The sequence below is a fragment of the Mesorhizobium sp. B2-1-3 genome, from assembly GCF_006442495.1.
GTDB lineage: Bacteria > Pseudomonadota > Alphaproteobacteria > Rhizobiales > Rhizobiaceae > Mesorhizobium.
In genome coordinates, this window is record NZ_VFWL01000002.1 from 294,682 (window position 1) to 320,209 (window position 25,528).

At 60.9% G+C, this 25,528-nt stretch carries 29 protein-coding genes; 21 read left to right on the forward strand and 8 right to left on the reverse strand.

The features are described from left to right. Positions 1-45: 45 nt before the first annotated feature. The 4 genes from FJ973_RS06055 to FJ973_RS06070 are packed head-to-tail and all read left to right on the forward strand — an operon-like array spanning position 46 to position 1,970. Positions 46-270 carry a hypothetical protein gene (locus FJ973_RS06055; protein ID WP_140555237.1) on the forward strand — a complete coding sequence of 75 codons (225 nt, stop codon included), beginning with the start codon at positions 46-48 and terminating at the stop codon, positions 268-270. Positions 271-272: 2 nt separating this feature from the next. After that, positions 273-1,304 carry a hypothetical protein gene (locus FJ973_RS06060; RefSeq protein ID WP_140555239.1) on the forward strand — a complete coding sequence of 344 codons (1,032 nt, stop codon included), beginning with the start codon at positions 273-275 and terminating at the stop codon, positions 1,302-1,304. Then, positions 1,304-1,633 carry a hypothetical protein gene (locus FJ973_RS06065; RefSeq protein ID WP_140555241.1) on the forward strand — a complete coding sequence of 110 codons (330 nt, stop codon included), beginning with the start codon at positions 1,304-1,306 and terminating at the stop codon, positions 1,631-1,633. Before FJ973_RS06060 ends, FJ973_RS06065 begins: the two co-directional genes overlap by 1 nt. Then, positions 1,620-1,970 carry a hypothetical protein gene (locus FJ973_RS06070; protein WP_140555243.1) on the forward strand — a complete coding sequence of 117 codons (351 nt, stop codon included), beginning with the start codon at positions 1,620-1,622 and terminating at the stop codon, positions 1,968-1,970. The genes FJ973_RS06065 and FJ973_RS06070 overlap by 14 nt, the downstream gene beginning before the upstream one ends. On the opposite strand, the gene FJ973_RS06075 is transcribed toward FJ973_RS06070, so the two are convergent. From FJ973_RS06075 to FJ973_RS06085, 3 genes are all read right to left on the reverse strand, one after another. After that, positions 1,856-3,637 (reverse strand): glycosyltransferase, encoded by a 1,782-nt coding sequence (locus tag FJ973_RS06075; RefSeq protein WP_140555245.1) that lies wholly within the window; start codon positions 3,635-3,637, stop codon positions 1,856-1,858. The genes FJ973_RS06070 and FJ973_RS06075 overlap by 115 nt on opposite strands. Continuing rightward, entirely contained in the window at positions 3,638-5,914 is a 2,277-nt protein-coding gene (locus tag FJ973_RS06080; protein WP_140555247.1) for a glycosyltransferase, read from the reverse strand. Positions 5,915-6,228: 314 nt separating this feature from the next. Beyond that, entirely contained in the window at positions 6,229-6,444 is a 216-nt protein-coding gene (locus FJ973_RS06085; RefSeq protein WP_140555249.1) for a hypothetical protein, read from the reverse strand. 57 nt (positions 6,445-6,501) lie between these two features. Between FJ973_RS06085 and FJ973_RS06090 the strand changes: the two genes are divergently transcribed. From FJ973_RS06090 to FJ973_RS06105, 4 genes are all read left to right on the forward strand, one after another. Next, positions 6,502-7,353: a glycoside hydrolase family 108 protein gene (locus FJ973_RS06090; RefSeq protein ID WP_140555251.1), complete on the forward strand. Its 852-nt coding sequence runs from the start codon at positions 6,502-6,504 to the stop codon at positions 7,351-7,353. Continuing rightward, complete coding sequence (locus FJ973_RS06095) at positions 7,350-7,643, forward strand: hypothetical protein (RefSeq protein WP_140555253.1); 294 nt, start codon at positions 7,350-7,352, stop codon at positions 7,641-7,643. The genes FJ973_RS06090 and FJ973_RS06095 overlap by 4 nt, the downstream gene beginning before the upstream one ends. Positions 7,644-7,848: 205 nt before the next feature. Then, on the forward strand, positions 7,849-8,220 hold the full coding sequence (locus FJ973_RS06100) for a DUF1515 family protein (protein WP_224684680.1): 372 nt from the start codon (positions 7,849-7,851) through the stop codon (positions 8,218-8,220). A gap of 47 nt (positions 8,221-8,267) precedes the next feature. Further along, positions 8,268-8,516, forward strand: coding sequence for a hypothetical protein (locus FJ973_RS06105; protein ID WP_140555256.1), 249 nt, complete (start codon positions 8,268-8,270; stop codon positions 8,514-8,516). An 81-nt stretch (positions 8,517-8,597) separates the two neighbouring features. Here the strand turns inward: FJ973_RS06105 and FJ973_RS06110 are convergent, their stop codons facing one another. Continuing rightward, the gene (locus FJ973_RS06110; RefSeq protein WP_246675827.1) at positions 8,598-8,804 is read right to left on the reverse strand and encodes a hypothetical protein; all 207 of its coding nucleotides are present in this window, start codon (positions 8,802-8,804) and stop codon (positions 8,598-8,600) included. After that, a complete protein-coding gene (locus FJ973_RS06115; RefSeq protein ID WP_140555260.1) occupies positions 8,801-8,989 on the reverse strand; it encodes a DUF3606 domain-containing protein in 189 nt (62 codons plus the stop codon). The genes FJ973_RS06110 and FJ973_RS06115 overlap by 4 nt, the downstream gene beginning before the upstream one ends. 129 nt (positions 8,990-9,118) lie before the next feature. Between FJ973_RS06115 and FJ973_RS06120 the strand changes: the two genes are divergently transcribed. After that, positions 9,119-9,982 (forward strand): ATP-dependent DNA ligase, encoded by an 864-nt coding sequence (locus tag FJ973_RS06120; RefSeq protein ID WP_140555262.1) that lies wholly within the window; start codon positions 9,119-9,121, stop codon positions 9,980-9,982. After that, positions 9,979-10,209, forward strand: a complete 231-nt coding sequence (locus tag FJ973_RS06125) for a hypothetical protein (protein WP_246675828.1) — start codon at positions 9,979-9,981, stop codon at positions 10,207-10,209. Before FJ973_RS06120 ends, FJ973_RS06125 begins: the two co-directional genes overlap by 4 nt. Here FJ973_RS06125 and FJ973_RS31700 read toward each other — a convergent pair. Beyond that, positions 10,206-10,451: a hypothetical protein gene (locus FJ973_RS31700; RefSeq protein ID WP_140555392.1), complete on the reverse strand. Its 246-nt coding sequence runs from the start codon at positions 10,449-10,451 to the stop codon at positions 10,206-10,208. The genes FJ973_RS06125 and FJ973_RS31700 overlap by 4 nt on opposite strands. 91 nt (positions 10,452-10,542) lie before the next feature. Here FJ973_RS31700 and FJ973_RS06135 point away from each other — a divergent pair, with 91 nt between their 5' ends. Continuing rightward, on the forward strand, positions 10,543-11,286 hold the full coding sequence (locus FJ973_RS06135) for an SOS response-associated peptidase (RefSeq protein WP_140555264.1): 744 nt from the start codon (positions 10,543-10,545) through the stop codon (positions 11,284-11,286). Here FJ973_RS06135 and FJ973_RS06140 read toward each other — a convergent pair. After that, positions 11,283-11,465, reverse strand: coding sequence for a hypothetical protein (locus FJ973_RS06140; RefSeq protein ID WP_140555265.1), 183 nt, complete (start codon positions 11,463-11,465; stop codon positions 11,283-11,285). The genes FJ973_RS06135 and FJ973_RS06140 overlap by 4 nt on opposite strands. 59 nt (positions 11,466-11,524) lie before the next feature. On the opposite strand from FJ973_RS06140, the gene FJ973_RS06145 reads away from it, so the two are divergent. From FJ973_RS06145 to FJ973_RS06165, 5 genes are all read left to right on the forward strand, one after another. Continuing rightward, complete coding sequence (locus FJ973_RS06145; RefSeq protein ID WP_140555267.1) at positions 11,525-11,818, forward strand: hypothetical protein; 294 nt, start codon at positions 11,525-11,527, stop codon at positions 11,816-11,818. Further along, a complete protein-coding gene (locus FJ973_RS06150) occupies positions 11,815-12,189 on the forward strand; it encodes a hypothetical protein (RefSeq protein WP_140555269.1) in 375 nt (124 codons plus the stop codon). The genes FJ973_RS06145 and FJ973_RS06150 overlap by 4 nt, the downstream gene beginning before the upstream one ends. A gap of 225 nt (positions 12,190-12,414) precedes the next feature. Beyond that, on the forward strand, positions 12,415-13,083 hold the full coding sequence (locus tag FJ973_RS06155) for a protein-L-isoaspartate O-methyltransferase (RefSeq protein ID WP_140555271.1): 669 nt from the start codon (positions 12,415-12,417) through the stop codon (positions 13,081-13,083). Between the two features lie 178 nt (positions 13,084-13,261). Next, entirely contained in the window at positions 13,262-14,641 is a 1,380-nt protein-coding gene (locus tag FJ973_RS06160) for a TolC family outer membrane protein (protein ID WP_140555394.1), read from the forward strand. 258 nt (positions 14,642-14,899) lie between these two features. Then, entirely contained in the window at positions 14,900-15,730 is an 831-nt protein-coding gene (locus tag FJ973_RS06165) for a PopZ family protein (RefSeq protein WP_140521041.1), read from the forward strand. 193 nt (positions 15,731-15,923) lie between these two features. Here the strand turns inward: FJ973_RS06165 and FJ973_RS06170 are convergent, their stop codons facing one another. Further along, the gene (locus FJ973_RS06170) at positions 15,924-17,468 is read right to left on the reverse strand and encodes an FAD-dependent oxidoreductase (protein WP_140555272.1); all 1,545 of its coding nucleotides are present in this window, start codon (positions 17,466-17,468) and stop codon (positions 15,924-15,926) included. Between the two features lie 43 nt (positions 17,469-17,511). On the opposite strand from FJ973_RS06170, the gene FJ973_RS06175 reads away from it, so the two are divergent. The 5 genes from FJ973_RS06175 (at position 17,512) to FJ973_RS06195 (ending at position 25,508) form a co-directional block, all read left to right on the forward strand. Continuing rightward, entirely contained in the window at positions 17,512-18,009 is a 498-nt protein-coding gene (locus tag FJ973_RS06175; protein WP_140517148.1) for a MarR family winged helix-turn-helix transcriptional regulator, read from the forward strand. Positions 18,010-18,268: 259 nt separating this feature from the next. After that, the gene (locus tag FJ973_RS06180; RefSeq protein ID WP_140521040.1) at positions 18,269-21,052 is read left to right on the forward strand and encodes a valine--tRNA ligase; all 2,784 of its coding nucleotides are present in this window, start codon (positions 18,269-18,271) and stop codon (positions 21,050-21,052) included. 359 nt (positions 21,053-21,411) lie between these two features. Next, positions 21,412-22,641, forward strand: a complete 1,230-nt coding sequence (locus FJ973_RS06185; RefSeq protein ID WP_140495753.1) for an OmpP1/FadL family transporter — start codon at positions 21,412-21,414, stop codon at positions 22,639-22,641. 307 nt (positions 22,642-22,948) lie between these two features. Then, positions 22,949-24,673 (forward strand): dihydroxy-acid dehydratase, encoded by a 1,725-nt coding sequence (gene ilvD, locus FJ973_RS06190; protein WP_140495754.1) that lies wholly within the window; start codon positions 22,949-22,951, stop codon positions 24,671-24,673. Then, a complete protein-coding gene (locus FJ973_RS06195; protein ID WP_140495755.1) occupies positions 24,660-25,508 on the forward strand; it encodes a tetratricopeptide repeat protein in 849 nt (282 codons plus the stop codon). The genes ilvD and FJ973_RS06195 overlap by 14 nt, the downstream gene beginning before the upstream one ends. Positions 25,509-25,528 lie beyond the last annotated feature (20 nt).

Sequence of the window (25,528 nt, forward strand, 5' to 3'; positions counted from 1 at the left end):
GTCGTCGCCCTGCGCCTGCGGGGTTTCCAGTCATGGAGAAACATCATGTCCGATCCCAACCAGGTGCAGGTTCATCCGCTCGCTGCGCTGACCGAGGCAACCTTTGACTGCGAGGTCCACCGGAACCGGCGCCTCGTGCTTGCCGGCGACATCCACATCCTGACGCAGATGGTTGGGGAACGTGATGTGCGGATCAAAGAGCTTGAGGCGGAGCTGGCGGGCTATCGAGCGCAAGCCGACGCCCCAGACCTCGCCGGCGAGGCCAAATAGCAATGGCTGTTCCCTTCTACGACGTCGGCACGGCAACGCTGACCGCGGGGTCGACCGCCATGGTTGGTCAGGGCACGCTTTGGATCGGCAACGTGCGGCCCTATGACATGGTCATCGGCAATGACGGCAAGGTCAACTACGTCCTCACCGTGGTCGACAACACGCACATCACCTTGGCTTGGGGATGGGGTGGCGCGACCCAGGCAGCGCTGAAATACTTCATCGGATACACCGCCGACGATCCCTTTACGCAGACCCTTGTGCGCCAGGTCATGCAGGCCTTGGCGGCGAGCGCCTTGGTCGCGCTCGGCGGGCTGACAGCAGCAGCCAGGCAGGGCGTCTACTTCGACGCCACCTCGACGGCCGCGCTATTCGATCTGTCGGATGCCGGCCGCGCGTTGCTGGCCGCTGCCGACGCGGACAGTCAGCTCTCGGAGCTCGGTTTCAGCACGTTCGCCAAGACTCTCGTCAACGCCGACGCGTCTGCGGCACTCGACACTCTCGGCTTCAGCGCATTCATAAAAACGCTGATCAACGACGCCGATGCCGCAACGGCGAGGGCTACTCTTGTGCTAGCCGCGGTCGCGGCGAGCGGCAGCGCGTCCGACTTGAGCATTGGCACACTGCCCAATGCCCGCGTATCGGCTACGCTTACTGCCGACAAGGCGTTCCGCCAAGGGAACATTCTCGCGACCGTAGCGCAATCCGGCGGCGTTCCAACTGGCGGGATCATCGAAAGAGGCGTCAACGGGAACGGTAATTATGTTCGCTTTGCGGATGGCACGCAAATGTGTTGGAGCACGTTCAACGGAACAACGGTGGCCGGTAACGTGAACTTCGCAGCTATCAATTACCCCGCTGCTTTTTCAGCCGTGCCGAATGTGTCGACTGACAAACTTTCATCACTGGCAACGCGGTTTTTCACCTCGGTTGCCTCACCTTCTGCCACCACGATTACGATTGGATTGGGTGACACTGGCGCAGGCGGCATATCTATCAACGTCACCTATATCGCAGTAGGCAGGTGGTTCTGATGCGCATTTCCTTTTCTCCGCAGCGCCGCGATGAGGAGCTGGTGCTCGAAAAGACCGGCGACCGCATTCGCATCAATGGCGAGCTTTTCAACTTCAACGGGCTCGCGGAGGGCGACACGATCAAGAGGGAGAACATCCCGGGGGAGTTTTTTGCGGGCGATGTCACCAAGATCGATGGCGAGGTTCACATCGTTCTGACCCTGCCGCATGGCCCGAATCCCTCGCAGTCCGTCGCTTTTCCCGCCGACATCGTGGTGACAGCAGACGGGCCGATCGCCGTGCCGCACGATGATGCGCCAGTAGAGGAGATCAATGATGTGGACGCCTGATCCATCAATCGTCATCACCGCCGCCCAGAAGGCGGAAGACGCACAAGCGGCCCTGCTAGCGAGCTTCCAGACGGCAATCCAATCGCTCGTCGATCAGACAGCCACGTCGCGCTCCTATGCCGATGGAAACGCCCTTGCCAGCTATGTTACCTCGACTGTGCCTGCATGGTCGGCGGAGGCGGCAGCCTTCGTCGCCTGGCGCGATGCCGTGTGGGTCTATGCCTATGGAGAACTGGATAAGGTGACGGCCGGCGAACGCGAGGTTCCTTCCGTCGACGCGTTCCTGGCCGAACTGCCGGCGATCGCGTGGCCGGCCGCCCCTCCGGCGACGCTTTGAGCTTGGACTCTGAAAGCCGGAATGCCTGCTGCGACAATCTTGCGGAACAGATCCACATGGTCCTGTCCGACGTCGGCCCAGGATCGGTTGCGCATTTCGTTGTAGAGAGGCGTTTGCAGCTCAAGGAGCCGCTCTCGGTTCTTCAAACCCCAAACAATCTTCGAGGCAATGTCCTCGGGTGACATCGGGTCAAACAGCATTGTATCCGCAAGTTCGCCATGAACAAACTCGGTCACCTGAGGGATCCTGCTCATAATACTGGGGGTGCCGACGGACATTCCTTCGCTGAAAGTGAAGGGAAAGCCCCCCTCATAGAGGGTAGGATTCACTACCAGCCTGGCTCTTGCGTATAAAGCTGCCAGGACCTGATCAGGGACATCGTAAGCGAACAGGACATCATATTGGAGCCGATGTTTCTTGACATACTGTTCCACATCGGGCGCGTGCGAGATGTTTCCGGTCAGGATGAGTTTCGAGTAGATGAACCTTTTCCGAAGGGCAATCTCGTAGCCTTTGATGAGGTTTAAGACGTTTTTGTTTGGCCTGATCTGCGAAGCATAGAAGATGAAGTTGGTATCTTGGAAATTGATGTTCGCCAGGTATTGATCGTTTTGCCATGACGTCATTCGATAGCCATCAATCAAGTTTCTGGCAAATTGCTCACGCGCATAGGCATCGTCGAGCGTTCCTTTGATGTTTATCTTTGCAGAAAAATCCATCGCGGCATGAGGAATTATCGCGATCCTGTCCAATGGCACTGAAAATTGAGCGGACAAACCTCTTTCAGCTGTAACCGTGCTGTACGTGGTGAAGTAGGTCCCGCCTGTGATCGCCTCCTTTGCCCGCTTGTATATGTGGGGCGCATCCTTGATGCTCGACACGAATGCTGTCGGAAACTCCGAGATCAGCATGTCCGGAAAGGCCTGCACCCGTGCCGCGCGGATCGAGTTGAACTCTGGCCAGAAGACCGTCGGACTATACCAAACGTCGACGTCCTTCATGGAGTTTGCCATCCTTACAAGATGGCGTGCCTCACGACGCGCCACTTCACGCAACACAATCTGGCCGAACGGGGGCAATTTTCGCTGTAGCAGCGATCCTAGGCGGCGCTCGATCACACGCCGGACTCTTGATCTAAAAGACAAAAGCCGCTGCCGCGCACGCAGAGTAGTCACCAGCTTTGCGATTAGGTAGGCCACCGCGAGAACAGCAATCGCCAAGAGCGCTACGGGCGCTAGGATCGCTGCAAAGGCCAGGAGGACAACTAAGCACGCGAGGAACCAAAGATCGTTATCGGAAGACAACATCCAAAGGAGACTTCGGCCGGCCACCCTTAGCGACTGGGCGAACGATCGGAAGGCGGCTGCTTTTAGCCTGGCCAATCGACCGCGGCCTTCCTTTCGCTTCTGCCGGTTCTTCGCAAGGAATTTCTCCCAGAGCTTGACGACGAGGGGAACCTTAGATTTGCTGACGATCTCGAACCGGTCACTCGGAAAGCCATGGAAGAGGTTTCGCACCTCTTCGTGCAGCCAGGAGGGGCACAGTAGGACAACCTGTCCGTTTCCGCTCTCATTAATGCCGGCGACGATCGACCGCAAAAGCCGACCGAGGCCTTGATTGGAGAGTTCGCTTTTCGGCGGGTAAGCAATGAAGATGCCTATTTTCATTTAGCGCCCCAAAATGCCTTTGATGGAACCGAAGAAGTCGTAGGAGACCCCTCTCCACCCAAACCCTTCCAGATGCTGGACGGATGGGAGTGTGGCCTGCTTCGAAACCCAAGTCTTTTCCATTTCTTTCAGTCGTTTCGCTAAGAAGGCAGGATCGGATGGATCAAAGAATTCCGCATTGAGCGAGTATCGCTCGGAAATGTACCGCATAGGGGGATAGTCGCTGCTGAGGGTAGGGGTTCCTACGTAAGCCGCTTCGACTGCGCACAACGTGCCATTGTCCATTATGACGTTGTGCAGCAGGAACTTGGCGCCTTTCATCTGCGCCGCGTATTCCGAGCTAGAAATGTCGCCCAGGATTGTCAATCGATCGGCAAGGTGGGGGTGCTTGCGGATAAAGGCTCGGGCATCTTTGACGTGATCCGGCAAATTGCCATCATCGATCTTAACATTTGGATCGAGCTTATCAGTCCCGACTCCGGTTATATGGCAATCAAGTGTCCCGTCGTGACTAGAGTAATACTGACTGAGCGCCATCAGGGTCTTGAGGTGGTTCTTGTGCGGCCCGAGATTTGTGGTCCAAATAAAGTAAGAACCCTTTTTTACTTTCACGTCAGCTTCTAGTTGATCTAGTTCGGCCACATGAGGGACGAGAATTGCCTGCGATCTGGGCTTGCCGACATAGTGCACGACGTCTTCAATGGTGTGCGGAGTGTTTGCCAACACCGCAACCCCATTTCTGGCGGTTTCGATAAAGCCGCCTTCGTAGTTATCTCCCATTAAAGGCGCGTAGTAACGCTGAAGATAATCGTGCGCAAAGACGCAGTAGGGGCGCAAAGGCGCCACAGGCTGAACGTACCGATCTGAGCCCAAGAGCCAGAAATCACAGTCAAGAAAATCGTAGGTTCCATCTTTGTGGAGAGTGAACTTTCCACTTTGGGGTTTCGATTCATATCCCAAACATGCCTGTATCTCACTCAGATCGACTCCATCGATCTCAGCGATCTTGAAGGGGCGAGTTTCGATGCCCTCGGCATGTAAATCTCGCCAATCTGTTTCGGTGTAGATAGCGTCGTCGGGATAACCAAAGACAACCTCCACCGTGGCGCCGTGCTCAATGCTGCCGCGTTTCAGCATCTTCGCCAAAAGCTTAACCATGTTGAGGGTGCCGCCTCGATATGGCGCCGGCAGAATGACGGCGACCTTCTTTCTCTTTCTGGTCTCAATCAGTGCCTGTGACCGGCAATGTTCCACGCTGGCTTCGATCTTCGGAAATTCCTTTCGCCAACCGGCCTCGCAGAAATCCCTCGACATCGAATTCAACAGGATGCCCTGGGTACTCTTGATGGCAGCTATGAGCTTCTTGTCGCCGGCGAGGACGGCCTTTAGTTTCTTCTTCGCTTCGGCTTCTGTTTTGCACCGACCGGGCAAATTGGCACCACCAAGCAGGTCGAGCATTCCGCCCGCCATGAACACCAAGGGCATGCCCAGCCGCACCGCTTCTAGGGGATGATAGTGGAGGTGCCGCATTTCCTGGCTATGATAGAACATCACGCGGGTCTGGCGCATCAACCGGTCATAGTCGTCGCGAGGTAGCATCCCGGTCACATTTGGATCGGGGATGTCGATCGGCTGAGCGCCTCCGATGACGTGAGGATACTCGCCGAACGCCCGCAGAAAATTTCTGTAGATGTAGTTGAAATACGGCGATGACCCGATGCGCGGGCAGACGAACAGGATCTTGGCGTTTTCGCCGGTCCACTCGTCAGTGACACGCGCATCGTCAAGCCCGAGGGGAAGTGTGACTGCCTTCTCTAGATACACCCCGGTCTCAATTTCTGCGAGATGGTCATAGGCCTGACCGAACCAAAATCGCGACTTGTTCTTTTGCAACTCGTCCAGGAAAAAGTATTTGAGGCTTGCAACGGTAACATCGGTATAGGTGACGCCTTTCGATAGACCGAATGGTCTCATTACGCAGACGTTCTTGAACTGCCGTATAAGGCCTGCAAGCTGGGCCGGGAAAAAGCCAAAGAACGCAATGTCGAAATGGCGGTTCGCGATTTCTGCAATTTCGGGAGAGAGCCCCGAATAGAAGTCGTGCTGGTTGAGAATCTCCAGATCATCGGGCGGGATAGAAAGCCCGGCATCCCTGCTGTAGTCGATCGACGCGCTTAAATTCCCCTCATCATAGGGAAAGACTTTCGGCAGAAATACTTCGTAGCCAAGGGATTCAAGAAGCGGGACCTCAAATTTCCTGAGGGTGCCGTGGTTCATGAGCCACATTGCTCGCCTGGTACGGCGTGTTGACATGGTTTCTCCTGGCGCAATAGGGCACGCGACCGTTGAAGGACGGGGGCTTCCTCCACACGACACAGCGGCATCGTTCGATAGATGCGCTGAACCGTCCGATCTGGGCCAAGCTGGCTTAGAACTCAGAGACGTTCTCGTCAGACACCCAAGCCAAAACGCCTCTGAATGGCTCTTGTAGTTCATCGTTCGGTTTAGAGCAAATGTACGAGCAGCAGTCGGCCCAACGGCAAGTTTGCTCGGCTAGTGCTCAGCCAGCAACCAGCTCGTCTCACTGCTGCCTAACTCGGCCTGCGCAGCACATTGAGGATCACAACGGCGTCGTTGTGATCGCCGCTCTCCAGCACTTCCCACACGCCGTCAATGCGTATGAGGCGCCCGCCGTCATAGGTGTGGATTTCGCCGGCGTTTAAAACCGCATCGCGCATGCCCTGCCGTAGCTCCAGCCACGGCTTGGGCAGCGATACCCAATCCCCTCGGGGTTCGTCGTACTTCATCACTCCGGCCCTCCCGGGCGCGGAACATAGCCAATCATCATCCCGAAAGGAAACCTCATGGTCGCTTCACGCGAAAAGGAATCGCTTGCCAAGGTGCTGGTGCACGAAGGCGGCTATGTGAACCATCCGGCCGATCCTGGCGGCCCGACCAACAAGGGCGTGACGCAGCGCGTCTATGACGGCTACCGGAAGGGCAAGGGCCTGGCGAAGCGCTTGGTCAAGAGCATCACCATGGACGAGGTCGGCGAGATCTATGATCGCCAGTACTGGGACGCGGTGAAGGGCGACCTGCTGCCCGACGGCGTCGACTACGTCGTATTCGATGGCGGCGTGAACTCCGGGCCCGGCCGCTCGATCATGTGGCTTCAGCAGGCGCTCCGCCCGATCTATACCGGGCCGATCGACGGCGTCATGGGCGTGGGCACGCTGGCGGCGCTGAAGGCGGTCAACAACAATGACGCGCTGATCGATCGCATCTGCGATGCGCGGATGAACTTCCTGCGCCATCTCGGGACCTTCCCGACCTTCGGCAAAGGCTGGACGGCGCGTGTCGCCGAAGTGCGCGCGATCGGCAATGCATGGGCTACCGGCGAGAAGCCGCAGGCCGCCAACTTCATCGCCGGCGGCCATGCAAAGGCGCTGGTCGAGGATGCGAAGCCGGCGCCATCGACCGCGCCGGCCGACCTGGCGACCGGTGGTGGCGTCGCCGGCGGGGGACTTGCTGGCACGTTGACCGAGCTGCAGAACCAGATCTCGCCGCTCTCGTATTCGAGCGAGCTCATTGGAAAAGTCGTCGTTGCCCTGGCGTTCGCGAGTGCACTGCTGGTTATCGGCGGCCTTGCCTACCGCTGGTACGTCAACCGCAAGGGCAGGCGCCTGGCTGAAGCGCTCGGGACCGCGCCGGCATGACCTGGCTGATCTCCCTGGTTGCCGGCCTCATCGGCGTTCCCCGCCCGCTGGCCGGGGTCATAGCCTGGGCCGCCATTGCTGTCGCCGTCTCCGGCACCGCCATTGGCGGCTACCAGCTCATCAAGCATTGGGGGGCGGAGGAAGTCCGCGACCAGATCGAGAAGGAGAACATGGATGCGGTACTCAAGGGCATTGAGGCCAGTCGGAATTTTGATGACTGCAATCGCGCTAGCGGGCTGTGGGACTTCCGGCGTCAACGGTGTTCCAGCCCTTCGCGCAGCGATCGGTAGCAGCCTTGCCGGCGCACAAGGCAAGACGGTCGAGGATCAGAACAGGATCGACCACACCATGGCGCCTGGCTGTGCGGTGAAGTTCTACACGCCGGCGGAATGCGACCGGCACACCAAGGCCAGTGCCGCGCGCCGCGTCGAACTGAAATCATAGCATTGCGTCGAGGGCGGGGACATGCCGACATCTGGAACGAAGAGCTTGGAAATGATGATCGGCGGCCTGCTGCAAGCGACGCAGGACATGCAGCGCGACATCACCGAAATCCGGCGCGACATCAAGGATAGCGATGCCCGGGCGGCGCTCAGTTACGAGCAATCTGAACAGCGCGCCGCCGCCAGCCGGGCGAAGATGTACCAGAAGACCGACGAGCTGGTGGAGCGCGTGAGCGCCACTGAAAGCGCGGTCAGCAAGCTCAATGCCGACATGACCAGCGTCAAGCAGGTGACTGCCGAGGTCACCAGGTGGAAGCTGATGGGGCTTGGCGCACTGGGCGTCACCGGAATCGCGGCCGGCGCGATGGCGTCGACCATCACCTACTTTTGGCACGACATCTGGCGCGTTCTGCGCGGCGGCTGAAATCCGCGCCCGGCGGATCCGGGCACCCACCTCATGGAGATGAAGAGATGGGCATTCGTTGTAAAATGCGCTTGGAAAACGTGTTCGCTCAGGCTTGGGGCGGCGCGAAAGCGATCTTCCGTTGCGAGTACGATCAGAAGCTCGCGGAGGATCTGTCTTTCCAGAAGGCCACCCCGAGCGGCCATGCGGAGTTCCAGATCGACAATCCGAAGGCCGCGGAACAGCTGGTGATCGGCAAGAGCTATTACGTCGATTTTACCCCAGTTCCTGCGCCCGAGTCGGCAGCTACAGCCTAAGTCGCCGGTCAATTGAGGCTAAACACACCGCCCGTCTCGGCTCACGCCGGGGCGGGCTTTTTTTCGTTTTCCGGACCATCATCAGCTCTGATATTTGCGCGAGATCGGGAGCGCGTCGATCTCAAGCGGCTCGTGGTCGGGCTGTTCATGCCACATGACCTGCCGCAGGTCGCGCATATCAACCTTCTGACCGCAAACTTTGCACGTGTAGAAATTCTCCTGCTCGGGGATGTGTTTGCCGCCGTGCAGTTCGCCGGGAATCGGAGGGCCGAGGTCGGACAGTTTCATAATCCGCGCAGCTTTTTTGCTTCGAGTTCCAGCGTGGCGCGTTCGTTGCCGTGTCGCTTGATCAACTCGCGCACCTGTTCTGCGGTAATGCCCGCCTGCTCGGCGAAATACCTGACCTCATAGTCTTCATCGGCTGAAACGCGGTTTCGATCGCGGAAATCTCGTTTGCTCTTGTCGTCTGCCATTACGGTTCCTCCTCGCTCCCACCGATGGGCAACGCTCGGCCGGCATCTTTGTTGCACTGCGATGCTGCTTTCCGGTTTGGGAACCATTTTAGCTAAAGCTGATTGAGTCGCGGTCTTGCGAGTCAGTTCATGCGTTTGAAGTTCATCCCGCCCATGGAGCCGGAGCTTGTTGACACCCCACCCGAGGGTGGTGACTGGATTCACGAGGTGAAGTTCGACGGCTATCGCACACAGGTCATCAAGGACGCCAGCGGCATCCGCCTGCTCACCAGGCGGGGGCACGACTGGACGGGGCGCTACAAGGTCCTCGCCGACGAGGCCGCGGCAATCGAGGCGGACACCTTCATCCTCGAGGGCGAAGCCATCATGATCAACGAGGCCGGCCTGTCCGACTTCCACGCCTTGCAGGCGGCCGTCAGCAAGCGCACGCCTTCGCGCGACCTCTATCTCGTCGCCTTCGACCTGCTCCATCTCAACGGCCACGATTTGCGCGACATGCCGGTGGAAGACCGGCGCGAGATCCTGCATGCGATGGTCCCGGCCGGGGGCCGCATCCAGTTCAGCGAGGCGCTGCCGGGCACTGGTGCCGCCGTCTACCACCTTGCCTGCGAGGCGAACATCGAGGGCATCGTCTCGAAGCGGAAAACCAGCGCCTACCGCAGCGGCCCGACGATGAACTGGCGCAAGATCAAGTGTTTCGACGAAAAGGAGATGGACATCATCGGCGTGCAGCGGGAGGCGGGCAAGCCGGCCATGGTGCTGATGGCCGACAAGGGCGACTACAAGGGCGGCGCCTTCGTCACCTTCAAGGCCGACAAGCGCCAGCGCCTGTGGGATCGCGTGCAGGGCAAGGTCGGCGGGCCGGTACCGAAGGGCCTAAAGAAGGAAAAGGCCGAATGGCTGAAGCCGGGACTTGTCGGCCGGGTGAAGTTCCTCAAGGGTGAGGAAAAGCTCCGGCATGCGAAGCTGGTGGACTACCGGGAGAATGAATGATGGCCGTAGCCAAGAAGGACCAGGAGCGCGTCACATACGCCTGGATGTATGGCGCCCAGGCGCGAAAGGACGGCAAGGAGCGCGCGGTACCCGCCTATTGGCAGGAATTCGCCGACGCCTGGCTCCAAGGCTTTGATGGCCAGCCCATCGCTGGCGCGGGCAAGGTCTCACCAATCAGCGACCAGATGGAAGCGGAGATCGGCGAGGCCGGCGTCGAGAAGAGCTAGAGCGACTTGCCGGCGCGGATCATCGCCCGCGCAATCGCAAGCTCCGCTTCGGTCCTGGCGTTCTCTTTCTGGGTCATGTTGTCGGCCGCGATGAGCCGCTTCAACGATTTCAGGATCTCGCCACGGCTCCAGCCTGCGTCCAGCATGCAATCGACTATCGCTTGAAACCCCGGCTCCATGGCCTCCTGGCAGTCTATCGCCCGATCAGGGTATTCCTCTTGCCTCCTCGGCGGGTTGATCATGTTGCTCCTCGAAGCTGCCGTACCTTGACTGGTTCCTGTTCCGTTTCCATCTTGGTCGTTCGGAAAAATTATCAATGAGCTGGCACTGAATATGTGTGGACGTGTTTTCGTCAAGTCGACCATCCCGGACATGGTGCGGCGCTTTGAATTCGCACATCCTGGAGACATCGAGCGTATGGGCAACGGCTTCCCGATCTGGAACGGCGCGCCCAGCCTGTCCTACCCGATCATCATCCGGGAGGAGCTATCCACAAGTATGGCCGGCTTCGTTTCGGCCAAATGGGGCCTTGTTCCCGGCTGGGCTCGCGACGGTGGCGGTCGGCCGCCACCCGTCAATGCGCGGTGTGAGACCATCGCCAGCAACGGGCTGTTTCGCAAGGCCTATGCGTCGCGGCGCTGCCTGGTGCCGATCGACGGCTATTTCGAATGGCAGAAACTCGACCCCTCCGGCAAGAAAAAGCAGCCCTACGCGATCGCCATGAAGTCAGGCGATCCCTTTGCCTTGGCCGGGATATGGGAGGAATATGCAGACCGGACGACGGGAGAGCTGGTGCGAACCTTCGCTGTCGTGACCTGCGAGCCGAACGAGCTCATGGCCAGGATCCATGATCGGATGCCCGTTATTCTGGCGCCGTCTGATTATATGCGCTGGCTCGGACCGGAACCCGATCCCCGCGACCTGATGAAACCCGATCCCCGCGACCTGATGAAACCCTATCCGTCCGAACTGATGAAGATGTGGCCGATCGACAGCAAGGTCGGCAGCCCGCGCAACAATACACCCGATATCATCGACGAGATCGGGATCGGGCCACGCGACCTGTTCGACGTCTAGAGGTAGCGATCGCCTTCGCCGCGGTGCTCGAAACAGAACCAGTGCGGATCCTGGCGCGGCCTGGCGAAGCCGAAACCGGCATGCTTGGCGCAACCCTCGTGCTCGCAGACATGGCCAAGGATTGGGCCGCGTTCGCGCGGCACAGCCGCTTCGGGGAGGCGTATCACTTCGTCGCTCATGAGGAAAAGATTCCACGATCCGTCTTGACGATCAAGGGAAATGTTCTTTTTCTGTTCTCATGGCTCACGATCCGATCGACACGCTGGGCAAAGCGACCCGGCACAACATGCTCGTCAAGGCGGAATGCAGCTGCGGAAATGTCCGCTACTGCCGTTCGGCCGACTTGATGATGGTCTATGGCGGCGGCGTCGACCCGCTGTCGCTGAAGTTCGATTGCAGCCGGTGCAAGCCGCAGGTGACGATTACGCTCCTCGAGGTCCATCCGGAACACCTGCCGAAGCGGCTGATGATCCACAAGCCAATGAAGGTCGACGGCAAGATCACCTGGCATACCGAACGGTTTCGGGGATGAGCGAGCGCCTCACCGTCCGTCTCGCCTATCAACGCGGCTGGCAGGTCGTGGATGGCAGCACGGTCCTAGCGACCTTTGAAACGAAGGAAGGCGCCTTTCAATATCTCGTCGACCGCGGCGCGCGCGTGCATCTACAATGGCGACGGACGAAGATAGGCGGCCAGGAACCGCCATATGACTTTGCTGCGGAGTTCCAGAGCGAGAGCGTCGGCCGGATCAAAAAGGAGATGCACGGCCCGTCCGCGGGGCTCTGGTTCTGGTCATGTTTCGTTGGCGGCGCCAGAGGGTCGACTGAGACCAGGGACGAAGCCGTCTTCGAGGTCGAGCGCGCCTATACCAGGATCGTCGTCAAAGCTGACTATCCGAAGTGACTGCCACAAAGCGGGCGCACCGAGGTGTGGCACTTAGCAGCGAAAACCGGCGATTGACCATGACAATTGACTCTGCCACACCCTCGGCTAATAGGATGCAAATTAACGGGACGCGAGCTCCGGGCGAGGCCTCCAATCTCCGGGCTCCCGCGCGTCAGCGCAGGGAGCTCGCCGTTCCCGTCTAAATGAACCGCGATGTGGCGCGGCAAGCGGATTGGTTGGGACATGAGCGCTGATTTCTCCGAGCTTCGCGTCAAGATGGTCGATGGCCAGATCCGCACCACCGACGTGACCAGCACGCCGCTGCTCGACGCCATGCTTTCCGTGCCCCGCGAGCTTTTCGTCGACGAACGCCAGCGCAATTTCGCCTACATCGACGAAGACATCCGCATCGCGGACGGCCCCGGCGGCGCGCGATATCTGATGGAGCCTTCGCCGTTGGCCAAGCTGATGCAACTGGCCGAGATCAGTCAGGCTGATTCGGTCCTCGATGTCGGCTGCGGCACCGGCTATGCCTCGGCCATCCTGTCGCGACTGGCGGGCTCCGTGGTGGCGCTTGAAAGTGATTCGGCGCTGGCCGAAACCGCAAAGTCGGTGCTCTCATCGCTGGGCTGCGGCAATGTGACCGTGGTCCAGGGCCCGCTGCCGCAGGGATATGCCGCCAAGGCGCCCTACGATGTCGTCTTCGTCGGCGGCAGCGTCGGCAAAGTGCCGGCGGCGCTGCTCGACCAGCTCGCCGAAGGCGGCCGCCTCGTCGCGGTCGAAGGGCAGGGCAATTCCGGCGTGGCGCGGCTTTTTTTCAAAGCAGGGGGGGTTGTAACCGGTAGACGGGCATTTAATGCGGCAATTAAGCCACTACCCGGGTTCGAACGTGAGCATGCTTTCGAATTCTGAATGATTTGGCCTTGCAGCAGAGGCTTTGTCATGGTCGCTTGCATTTGAACAATCGTTGCTGATCCCAATGGGGGCACTTTGGGCCGAGCGACAGGGAACATTCTGACACGCCGCTCCGGTTCTCTAAGGAGAAGCCGGTGCGGCGTGGTTCCCATGGAAAACGAATGAGGGTTTAATGGTGCCGTCTCTACGCAAGTCACTTTTCACCGCCGTCCTCGTTTCGGCGACCGCGCTTTCCCCGCTGGCCGCCTCGGCCGAAACCATCTCCGGCGCGCTTGCAAAGGCCTATCAATACAATTCCTCGCTGAATGCCTCCCGAGCCGGCGTACGCGTCACCGATGAGAGCGTGGCCATCGCCAAGTCCGGCTGGCGCCCGACCATCACCGGGACGGCCGACACGAATTATGTGAATACCCGTGCCAGCGGCGCCAACGTCAAGACGGGGTCGGCCAGTGTGGGCATCGTCATAAACCAGAACCTGTTCGACGGCTTCCAGACGAGAAACAATGTGGCGGCAGCCGAATCGCGGGTCAAGGCATCCGTCGAAAGCCTGCGCAACACCGAGGAGAACACGCTGTTGAGCGCGGCCACGGCCTATATGGACGTGATTCGCGACCGGCAGATCGCGGTGCTGACGGAGCAGAATCTGCAGTTCCTGACCGAGCAGGCGCGCGCCGCGCGCTCACGGTTCGAGGTCGGCGAAGGCACGCGCACCGACGTTGCGCAGGCCGATGCGTCGCGCGCTTCCGCCGTGGCGTCGCTCAGCGCCGCCCGCGCGCAGGCGCTGGCAAGTGCGGCGAGCTATCACCAGATCGTCGGTGACGAGCCGGGCAAGCTCAGGCCTGCCTCGCCATTGGCCGGGCTGCTGCCGCCGAGCCTCGATTCGGCGATAGCCATCGCCTCGGCCGAGCATCCGGCGATCCTCGCCACCCAGCATCTGGTCGATGCGGCCGCGTTTTCGGTGAAGTCGTCCGAGGGCGCATTGCTGCCGCAGCTTTCCGCATCGGCCGGCATTTCGGAGGATTATCTGCATCGCAATCCCGACCTCCAGGGGAGCAACGGCGGTTCGACCTCGGCCAACATCGGTGCGACACTGACGATCCCGATCTATTCGGGCGGCCGCACCTCGGCGGTCGTGCGACAGAACAAGGAATCGCTTGGCGAGGCCCGCATCCAGGTCGACGTCAGCCGCGACCAGGTGCGCCAGGCCGTCGCCTCGGCGTGGTCGCAATACACCGCCGCGCAGCAGAGCGTCGCTGCCAACAGGCAGGTGATCGACGCCGCTCAACTGGCGCTGAACGGTGTCATCGAGGAACGCAATGTCGGCCAGCGCACCACGCTGGATGTGCTCAACGCGCAGGCCACCGTCATCACCGCCAAGATCAACCAGGCAAATTCCGAGCACGACGTTGTGGTGGCGAGTTATGCCATCCTGTCGGCGATCGGCCGCCTCTCGGCCGAGCGCCTTGCGCTGCAGGCGACGAAGTACAGGCCTGAAGAGCACTACAATGCCGTCAAGGACAAGTGGATCGGCCTGCGCACGCCGGATGGCCGCTAAACTCCACAGATTCGAGTAGTTCTCTCGAAGCGACCCGGCGTTCGATCGAAACGCCGGGTCGCTTCATTGTTTGCGCAACTGCGCCGGCAACTCGTCACATGCTTTTCGACGAATTGCGCTAATCTGTTGAAATCCCACATGTCCCCAGAATGGGGATTCTCGTACGGCGCTCCGTCGGTTACGCTGTCGCCATGATTCGAATCCGGCTTTTACCGGAGCGGAAGTCTGTAACAGGTCACAAGGGCGGCGGATGTGACGATGGCAACGGCAAGCAGCGCACAGCGCGAACCTTCCATGGAAGAGATATTGGCTTCCATCAGGAGGATCATCGAGGACAGCGACAGCGGCCGCAAGCAGCCGGACGATGCCGATGACTTGCGGCAGGATCTGAAGCCGGCGGCGGGCGCTGCTCCCGACGTCGATGCGCTCCGCGCCGAATTGCATGCCGCTCCCGAGGTCAGGAAGCCGGTCACGCTGGCGGAGGTGCAGGCACAGACATCGGCGGCCGAACCAACGGTCGCGCGCATGGAAGCGCCGGAGCGAACCGATCCCGTAGCACCAAGGGCGTCGATGACGCTTGCCGAGGTGAGCGCCCGGATCGCCGCCGAGCCGCTGCCCGCCGAAAGGACCGACAGGCCCGCGACGCCCGAGGCCGGTGCGGCAAGCGATGCCATCGTCGCCGATTGGCGCCGCGAGATCGCAGCGGTCGGCGAGCAGGCGAAGGCGATACCAGGCATTCGCAAGCCGGTTGTTCAGCCCGAAGCGCCGGTGGACGAGCCGATGCCGGAGCCGGCGTTCGAGCGGACCCCTTCGATCGCCGCCCCGGCGAGCACCGACGAGGCGCGCAAGGCGGCGGATGAAACGCCTGCGGCCCGTCCGGCAATCCTTTCCGAGCATACGGGCCGGCAGGTCGCCGCGGCCTTTGGCGAACTCTCCGACGCCTTTGCCAGCCGCAGCAAGAAGACATTCGACGAGATGGCCGAGGAGATGCTGCGGCCGATGCTGCAGGACTGGCTGGACAACAACCTGCCAACGCTGGTCGAGCGCCTGGTGCGCGAGGAGATCGAGCGCGTGGCGCGCGGCGCGTAATGATTTTCCCGGGTCGCCTTAGGTGGCTAGTTGGACACCGCTGCGCCTTCACCCTGGCGCAGGCACGGTAATCTCAGGATCGGCACGTCGAAGGAGGCGGTGGCCGCAATAATAGCTCCGATGATGGCGATTGCCACGACCACGCCGCTCCACGCTTCATATAGGCCCGACCCAAGCATAGAGCCCGCCAACCTCATTGTTCGAACATATCTCGGCAGTCTTTCGGGTCTTCTCCGGGTTGGACTAGGCCCATGCGGGCCAAATAGGTTTCGAGCTTCGCGGTTCGGTCTGCATCAAGAATCGCCATCACACCGATATATCCGTCCGGCCGGATCAGCACACACTCGCCCGGTGCCAGTGCATAAGCATCGCGAAGGTGTCCCCAGGCATCGATGACATCGCCTTGCGGGCCGATGTGGTGGACATGCAGCCCCTTGAGTGGCCCAACCGTCTCTCTCCCGGCTTGATGAACAAGCAGTGTCCAATGCGGCCCTTGCAGCAATTGGAACAGTCGCCATGGTTGCCCCGCCGCGCCCCTGATTTGGGCATCCGGCGCGCGGTCCCCCGCGTGCGGGCCGCTGCTGCGTTCGGCCATTTCCCTGGAGAGCGGCGATTCCGGATAGGCGATATCGAGCTGGCGCACCTCGCGGCCGCGGTGCATTCCACCCTGTTTCTGGGTGTCGAGCAGCCGGGTCGAAAGGCCGAGAACCGATTCTGCGACCGGACGTCGTTCCTGCTCATAGGTGTCGAGCAGGCAATCATCCGCGCCGTCGAGGACGGCGGCAAGTTTCCAGCCCAGATTATAGGCATCCTGCACGCTGGTGTTCAGGCCCTGGCCGCCGGTTGGCGGATGGATATGAGCTGCATCGCCAACGAGGAATACCCGATCGACCCGGTAGCGATCGGCAAGCCGGGCCTTCATCAGGTAGGCCGACGCCCAGGCGACCGAATCCACCCGCACGTCGCCGCGGCCGGTCCGCTCATTAATCAAGCGCCCCAGCTGTTCTGCTGAGAGGTCCACTTCGCCGTCCAGCAGAATGGGTGCCTGAATCTGGAAGAGATCGGTTCCGGCGAGCGGGCAAATCGCGACCATTCGCTCCATGTCACCGTCGTTGAACTGGTGCCACGCATCGCGGTCCAGCCCGGTCAACAGCACATCCGCCACGACCGCACGCACGCCCAGCGTCTTGCCGGGGAAATTCAAGCCGAGCGCGCCGCGCACGAAGCTGTGCCCGCCGTCCGCCCCGACAAGATAGCGTGCGCGAACGGTTTGCTCGCCATTCGGCCCCGCAAGACGTGCCATGACACCGTTCTCACCTTGCTCGAACCCAACCAACTCACATCCGTACTCGACCCTATGGCCTAGTTCTGCCAGCCGCTCTCGCATGATCCGCTCGGTGAGGAATTGCGGAATCATTAGCGCGATGGCGTAAGGCTCTGCCGGCGTCGGATCGGGGCGCTCGCCGGTGTCCTTTTCGATATAGCTGCCGTCATCGCCATACACGCGCATCGGCGGATAGACGCCGCCTGCGGCAACGACCCTGTCGAGAATGCCAAGATCTTCGAAAATCTCCTGTGTCCTCGGCTGGATGCCCTTGCCGCGCGAGCCACGGAAGGGTTCGCTCATCTTCTCAATGAGCTGGAAGGATATACCGCGCCGTGCAAGCTCGATCCCCAGCGTCAGGCCAGCCGCTCCTGCGCCGCAGATGAGCACATCTGCCGCAAAACCGTTTGTCATGTCGATCTCCTTGTGTGTAAAATGCACATAATGGAGAGTCGGAGTGCTGTCAATGAAAAGCGTGAAAAATACACATATTGGGAGTCATCAGATTCGTGAACTCCACGGAGCGCTGATCGAGATTGCCAGCCTTATGAACCGGCCTCAGCGCGATGAGCAGATGGTAAAGGAGGCCGGAATTGCGCTCGACCGCGCACTGTTTCCTCTGCTGGTCGGGATAGAGCGGCTTGGGCCGATAGGGATAGTGGACCTCGCCGACCGGGCTGGCCGCGATTACACCACTGTCAGCCGTCAGGTGGCGAAGCTCGAAAGCCTTGGCCTGGCCGTGCGCCGGCAGAGCGAGACAGACCGCCGCGTGAATGAGGCTGTCGTCACGCCAAAGGGCAAGGCGATGACCGACAAGATCGACGCAGCACGAGAGAGAAACGCTCGCGCCGTTTTCGAAAGCTGGGACGCACACGACATCGACGAACTCGTGCGGCTCATGCGCAAGTTCGCCGAAGCTTTGAAAGAAAAACCAGAGGACTCCAGCGCGTCCTGAGACGTCGCACTATTCCTCGTTTCGTACGACCCGAGCTGGCATTTGGGATTGGGCGGCGTAGGCGTGCAATGCCTCTCCGGCTGGAGCCGGTGACAGTGCCGACGCCACCAGGGATTGTCGCATACGGGACAGACACTATCTGAACGGTGATCCTCTTTCTGTTGTGCCGGTTGCCGAGGCGGCCCCTACGGTTGACTCGGTCAAAGCCTTCCGATTTACACCGGACCAGCAAAAATCCGACAGCGCGGACCATTTTCCCATGCTTGAAAAGACCTACGACGCCAAAACCGTCGAACCGAAGATTGCCAAGGTGTGGGAAGAGGCCGACGCGTTTCGCGCCGGCGCCGGCGCCGAGGAGGGGGCTGAGGCCTTCACCATCGTCATCCCGCCGCCCAACGTCACCGGCTCGCTGCATATGGGCCACGCGCTCAACAACACGTTGCAGGATATTCTCGTTCGCTTCGAGCGCATGCGCGGCAAGAACGTGCTGTGGCAGCCGGGCATGGACCATGCCGGCATCGCCACGCAGATGGTGGTCGAGCGGCAGTTGATGGAAAAGCAGATCCATCGCCGCGACCTCACCCGTGAACAGTTCATCGAGAAAGTGTGGGAGTGGAAAGCCGAATCCGGGGGCGCGATCCTCAACCAGCTGAAGCGGCTCGGCGCCTCGGCCGACTGGTCGCGCGAACGCTTCACCATGGACGAAGGCCTGTCCAAGGCCGTGCTCGAAGTGTTCGTCACGCTCTACAAGGAAGGCCTGATCTACAAGGACAAGCGCCTTGTGAACTGGGATCCCAAGCTGCTCACCGCGATCTCCGATCTCGAGGTCGAGCAGCAGGAGGTCAACGGCAATCTCTGGCACTTCCGCTATCCCGTCGAAGGCGTGGCCTTCGATCCGGAAAACCCGAAGACCTTCATCATCGTGGCGACGACGCGCCCCGAGACGATGCTGGGCGATACGGCCGTCGCCGTGCATCCGGACGACGAGCGCTTCCGGCACCTGGTCGGCAAGAATGTCGTCCTGCCGATCGTCGGCCGCAAGATTCCCGTGGTGGCGGATGAGTATTCCGACCCCGAGAAGGGCTCTGGCGCGGTTAAGATAACGCCGGCGCATGACTTCAACGACTTCGAAGTCGGCAAGCGCCACAAGCTGCCGGCGATCAATATCCTCACCGTCGAGGCGGCGGTAAACCTCAGGGACAACGAGGATTTCCTCGCCGGGCTCGAGGTGACGCCGGAGCGCCAAGCCGTCTGGGATGAACTCAACGGCCTTGACCGCTTTGTCGCGCGCAAGAGGATCGTCGAATTGATGGAAGAAGGCGGCTTCCTCGACAAGGTCGAGCCGCATCGCCACGCTGTGCCGCATGGCGATCGCGGCGGCGTGCCGATCGAGCCGTTCCTGACCGAGCAGTGGTATGCAAACGCCGCCGAACTGGCCAAGCCGGCGATCGCCTCGGTGCGCGAGGGGCGTACCAAGATCATACCCGCGAATTGGGAAAAGACGTACTTCCAGTGGATGGAGAACATTGAACCCTGGTGCATCTCGCGCCAGCTTTGGTGGGGCCACCAGATTCCGGCATGGTATGGGCCCGACGGGCGCGTCTTCGTCGAGAAGACGGAGGAAGAGGCGCTGAGTGCCGCGATCGAATATTATCTGGCGCTCGAAGGACCCTGGAAGGCCTGGGTCGAGGACAAGCTCGAGAATTTCCAGCCGGGCGAAATCCTGACCCGTGACGAGGACGTGCTCGATACCTGGTTTTCCTCGGCGCTGTGGCCGTTCTCGACGCTGGGCTGGCCGGATGAGACGCCGGAGCTGAAAACCTACTACCAGACCGACGTGCTGGTGACCGGCTTCGACCTGATCTTCTTCTGGGTCGCGCGCATGATGATGATGGGCCTGCACTTCATGGACGAGGAGCCGTTCCACACCGTCTACATGCACGCGCTGGTGCGCGACAAGAACGGGCAGAAGATGTCGAAGTCGAAAGGCAATGTCGTCGACCCGCTCGACCTCATCGACGAATATGGCGCCGACGCGCTGCGCTTCACGCTGACGGTGATGGCGGCGCAGGGGCGTGACGTGAAGCTCGACCCGGCGCGCATTGCCGGCTACCGCAATTTCGGCACCAAGCTTTGGAACGCGACGCGCTTCGCCGAGATGAACGAAGTCGCGCGCAACGACGATTTCTGGCTGAACGACGCCAAGCTGGCGGTCAACCGCTGGATCCTGACCGAGCTGACGCGCGCCGCGCGAGAGGTCACGGACGGCATCACCTCATATCGCTTCAACGAGGCGGCGGGGGCGGCCTACCGCTTCGTCTGGAACCTGTTCTGCGACTGGTATCTGGAGCTGCTGAAGCCGGTGTTCATGGGCACGGACGAGGCGGCCAAGGCCGAAAGCCGCGCCTGCGTCGCCTTCGTGCTCGACGAAATCTACAAGCTCCTGCATCCGATGATGCCGTTCATGACCGAGGAACTTTGGGCGCAGACCGCGGGCGAGGGCAAGGAGCGCGCTTCGCTGCTTTGCCATGCCGCGTGGCCGTCGCCGGATTTCGAGGACGCTGAAGCGGCCGCCGACATCAACTGGCTGGTTGATCTCGTCTCCGGCATTCGTTCCGTGCGTTCGGAAATGAACGTGCCGCCGGCAGCCATCGCGCCGCTGATGGTGATCGGAGCCAACACGCTTACCCGCGAACGGCTGGGGCGCCACGCCGCCGCGATCAAGCGGCTGGCGCGCGTCGGCGACATCTCGCAGGTTGACGCCGCACCCAAGGGCTCGGCGCAGATCGTGCTCAACGAGGCAACGGTCTGCCTGCCGCTCGGCAGCCTGATCGATCTCGCCGCCGAGGCCGCGCGCTTGCAGAAAGAACTGGCCAAGGTGACCGAGGAGATCGCACGCCTGCACAAGAAGCTGTCGAACGAAAGATTCGTCGCCAGCGCGCCGGCCGAGATCGTGGAAGCCGAGCGTGAAAAGCTGGCCGAATACCGCGAGGCGCAGGGCAAGCTTTCGGTGGCGCTGGCCAGGGTTCGCGAAGCGGGTTGAGGGCAGATTCGGGAGACTTTAGGGCCCTCTAAAATGGGGTGGCTTTTTGCCTCGAAACTGGCATTCCGTAGCGTTAATGTTGACGTAAACGGAAGTTTTCGCCCCATTGTTGCCATAATGTAACAATGGGGCATTCGACTGCTCAAAACTGATTATTTTTGGCCTTTTTGGCCGATTTTCTCCCGTTTTTCTGAGTGAGACACGCCCGGCGAACCGTTTTTCTGCCTCGCTGCGCTGGTCTGCATTTTGTCCGGAATGCGTCCGGTGGACATGTACATGTACGCCCCAAGAATTCGTTGTTGCACCGTTAACCCGAATTGGTTCTAGCTGGATGTACTGACTATTCGGGGAGGACATCCATGAACAATCTGCGTTTGAAAGCACTGCTGGGGGCAGGGTGCTTTTCGCTGGCTTTGCTGGGGACGGCAATGAGCTCGGCACATGCCGGCGGCCTGGAACGTGGCGGCTACGATATCGACCTGCTGTTTGATCCGGCGCCGTTCGCGACGGACGCGGAAGCGACCTATGTGATGCCGGACCGTAAGTACGAGAATGCGCGTGGTCCCGGCGGAGCCAATCTCGGCCTTGGTACCTCGGCCGACGGAGCCGAGGGCTATTGGGTACCGCGCATAGGAATGAAGGCCCAGGTTGTGCAGGGCGTCGACTGCATGGTCGATTATTCGCAGCCTTGGGGCGCGCATACCGCACCAGGTATGTGGAACGGAGCGCTTTCTAACGTCGAGACCGATATCAAGAGCAACAATTACGCCGGCACCTGTTCCTACAAGTTTGATGCTGGCAAGGGCCAGCTCCGCTTTATCGGCGGGTTGTTCTATCAGGACATTTCAGGCTTCAAGGAAAGCTTGGTCGGTTTTACTCCCCTCGGACAACCGCTGCTTGGTCGTGTCGATCTGGAGGCTAACGGTTGGGGCTGGCGCGCCGGCGTTGCCTACGAAATCCCTGATATCGCGCTCCGCGCCAGCTTGGTCTACAATTCGAAAGTCAAGCTAGACAACATTTCGGGCACACTCACCTTACCAGCTATTCTTGGAGGTTCTCGGCCGATCTATGGCGCAGAGGAGTCGATGCCGGATTCGCTGGAACTGAAACTGCAGTCCGGTATTGCGCCTGACTGGCTGGCCTTCGGCTCAATCAAGTGGGTCAACTGGAGCGTGCTGCAGAGCGTTCCGATCTGTCCAACAATTGCGCCTGGGGCGGCTTGCTTCACGAACGGCCCGGGTCAGGTGACGTCGCTCGACCTGATGTATCGTGACGGTTGGACCGTTTCAGGTGGTATCGGCCACAAGTTCAATGATCAATGGAGTGCCGCCGGTCAATTGACCTGGGATCGTGGCACCTCGCATGGCTATGGTGCGCAGACCGATACGTGGACCCTGGGCGGCGGCGTCGCCTATACGCCGCAGCCCAACATCGAAGTGCGGCTCGCTGGAGCGGTCGGCGTTTTGACCAGCGGCCACTCGGGGACATTGGCTGGTGAGAACGGCTATGTTGCAGGCGAGGATGCCAGCTATGATTTCGGGAATGATCTGATCACGGCGATCTCTGGTGGTGTGAAGATCAAGTTCTAAGTCTCTGTAAAATCAAATGAAAGGCCGGGCAATGCCCGGCCTTTTTCGTTCCGGGGCTGTGGCCGAGCCTGTCGGCCCCAGGGCTGCGTTGCAGATAAACCGCACCAGCTCCGCCTCGTGTCGTTGTGATGTTTTGGCAACACTTTCTGAACAACCCCTGCGCTAGAAGTCAGGCCGACGAAATTGCCCATTTCCCGCCATAAACCCGGCGCACCTCGATCTTGTCTCGGGACACGCGCCAAAAGGCTCGGCGATGGGAGCAGGCCGCACCGCCCTCTTGCGAGGAAGATGTGGGGCAAGGAAGAGTATGGACGCCAAAGTCATCTCCAAGGCTAAGCTCCCCAGCCGCTATGTGACCGTCGGTCCGGCGCGTGCGCCGCATCGCTCCTATCTCTATGCCATGGGCCTGTCGGCGGCCGAGATCGCACAGCCGCTGGTCGGCGTCGCCTCCTGCTGGAACGAAGCGGCGCCCTGCAACATTTCGCTGATGCGCCAGGCGCAAGTGGTCAAGAAGGGCGTCGCGGCCGCCAACGGCACGCCGCGCGAATTCTGCACCATCACCGTCACCGACGGCATCGCCATGGGCCACCAGGGCATGAAGTCGTCGCTGGTGTCGCGCGAGGTCATCGCCGATTCGGTGGAGCTCACCATGCGCGGGCATTGCTACGACGCGCTGGTCGGGCTCGCCGGCTGCGACAAGTCGCTGCCCGGCATGATGATGGCCATGGTGCGGCTCAACGTGCCGTCGATCTTCATCTATGGCGGCTCGATCCTGCCCGGCAGCTACCGCGGCCGCCAGATCACCGTGCAGGATGTGTTCGAAGCGGTCGGCCAGCACTCGGTCGGCACGATCGGCGATGCCGAACTGCTTGAAATCGAGCAGGCCGCCTGTCCCTCGGCCGGCTCCTGCGGCGCCCAGTTCACCGCCAACACGATGGCGACCGTGGCCGAGGCGATCGGTCTGGCACTGCCCTATTCCTGCGGCGCGCCGGCGCCTTATGAAATGCGCGATCGTTTCAACTTCGCCTCCGGCGAGAAGATCATGGAACTGATCGCCAGGAACATCCGGCCGCGCGACATCGTCACGTTGAAAGCACTGGAGAACGCGGCGACGGTGGTTTCGGCCACCGGCGGCTCGACCAATGCGGCGCTGCATTTGCCGGCCATAGCGCATGAGGCCGGCATCAAGTTCGACCTGTTCGATGTCGCCCGGATTTTCGAGAAGACGCCATACATCGCCGACCTCAAGCCCGGCGGCAAATATGTCGCCAAGGACATGTTCGAGGCCGGCGGCATTCCGCTGTTGATGAAGACGCTGCTCGACCACGGCTACCTGCATGGCGATTGCCTGACGGTCACTGGCCGCACTTTGGCCGAAAATATGGAGCATATTGCCTGGAATGAACACCAGGATGTGGTCCGCCCGGCCGACAGACCTATTACCCAAACCGGCGGTGTCGTGGGCTTGAAGGGAAACCTTGCCCCGGAAGGCGCGATCGTGAAGGTCGCGGGCATGACGGAGTTGAAGTTCTCCGGCCCGGCGCGCTGCTTCGATTCGGAAGAGGAATGTTTCGAAGCGGTGACGCATCGCAACTACCGGGAAGGCGAAGTTCTCGTCATCCGCTACGAAGGGCCGCGCGGCGGACCTGGCATGCGCGAGATGCTGTCGACGACGGCGGCACTCTACGGCCAGGGCATGGGTGGCAAGGTGGCGCTGATCACAGACGGCCGTTTCTCGGGCGCGACGCGCGGCTTCTGCATCGGCCATGTCGGGCCCGAGGCCGCCGTTGGTGGTCCGATTGGCCTCATCCGGGACGGCGATGTGATCTCCATCGATGCCGTGAACGGCACGATCGATGTGGCGTTGTCCGATAGGGAACTGGCTGCGAGGGCAAAGAGTTGGAAGGCGCGCACAACCGACTATCAGTCCGGCGCGATATGGAAATACGCACAGACGGTAGGTTCCGCCCGCGACGGCGCGGTCACCCATCCGGGCGGTGCGAAAGAAACACACTGCTATGCGGACATCTGAGTTGTTGAAGTCAACACCAGAGTTGTTGAGGTCGTCTGTCCTTCCGGCACTGGTCGCGTTAGCGATCTTTGGCGCCGTCGGCCAGGCCATGGCCTTCGACGACAAGGTGTTCGACGACAAGACCGGCGTGAAGCCGCAGTCGAGCCCCTGGGCGGTGTTCCAGTTCGGCTTCTCCGCCTACAAGAACGGCCACAAGGAACAGGCCGCGGAGGCTTATAAATACGCCGCCGAGAACGGCCAGATCGGCGCCACCTGGAAGCTTGCCCGCATGTATGCCGAGGGTGATGGCGTGGCGCGCGACGATTACGAGGCGTTTAAGTTCTTTTCGGAGATCGTCGATCAGGACGTCGAGCCCGGCTCACCGGAAGAAAGCTACGTTTCCGACGCGCTGGTGGCGCTGGGCGACTATTTGCGCAAGGGCATTCCCGGCAGCCCGGTGACCGAGAACGAAGTGGCGGCCCAGGAATATTACATGCGCGCCGCCGCCAACTACCGCAACCCGAATGCCCAGTTCGAGATGGGGCAGATGTTCCTGAAGGGCGAGGGCGGCGTGAAGGCCAGCGTCAAGCAGGCCGGGCGCTGGTTCCAGCTCGCCGCCGAAAAAGGCCATGCCGGCGCGCAGGCGACGCTTGGCCATCTGTTGTTCCAGAGCGGCAAGATCGTGCGCGGCCTGGCGATGATGACGGCAGCACTCGAACGTGCGGCGCCCGCCGACCAGCCCTGGATCCGCGGCATGCAGGAGGAGGCCTTTGCCGCCGCCGGCGAAGCCGACCGCCGCACAGCGATCTCGCTCGCTGACGACATCCTGACCAAGGGCAACAGCGCCGATCAGTAAGGATGATCTCCCCACGAGGA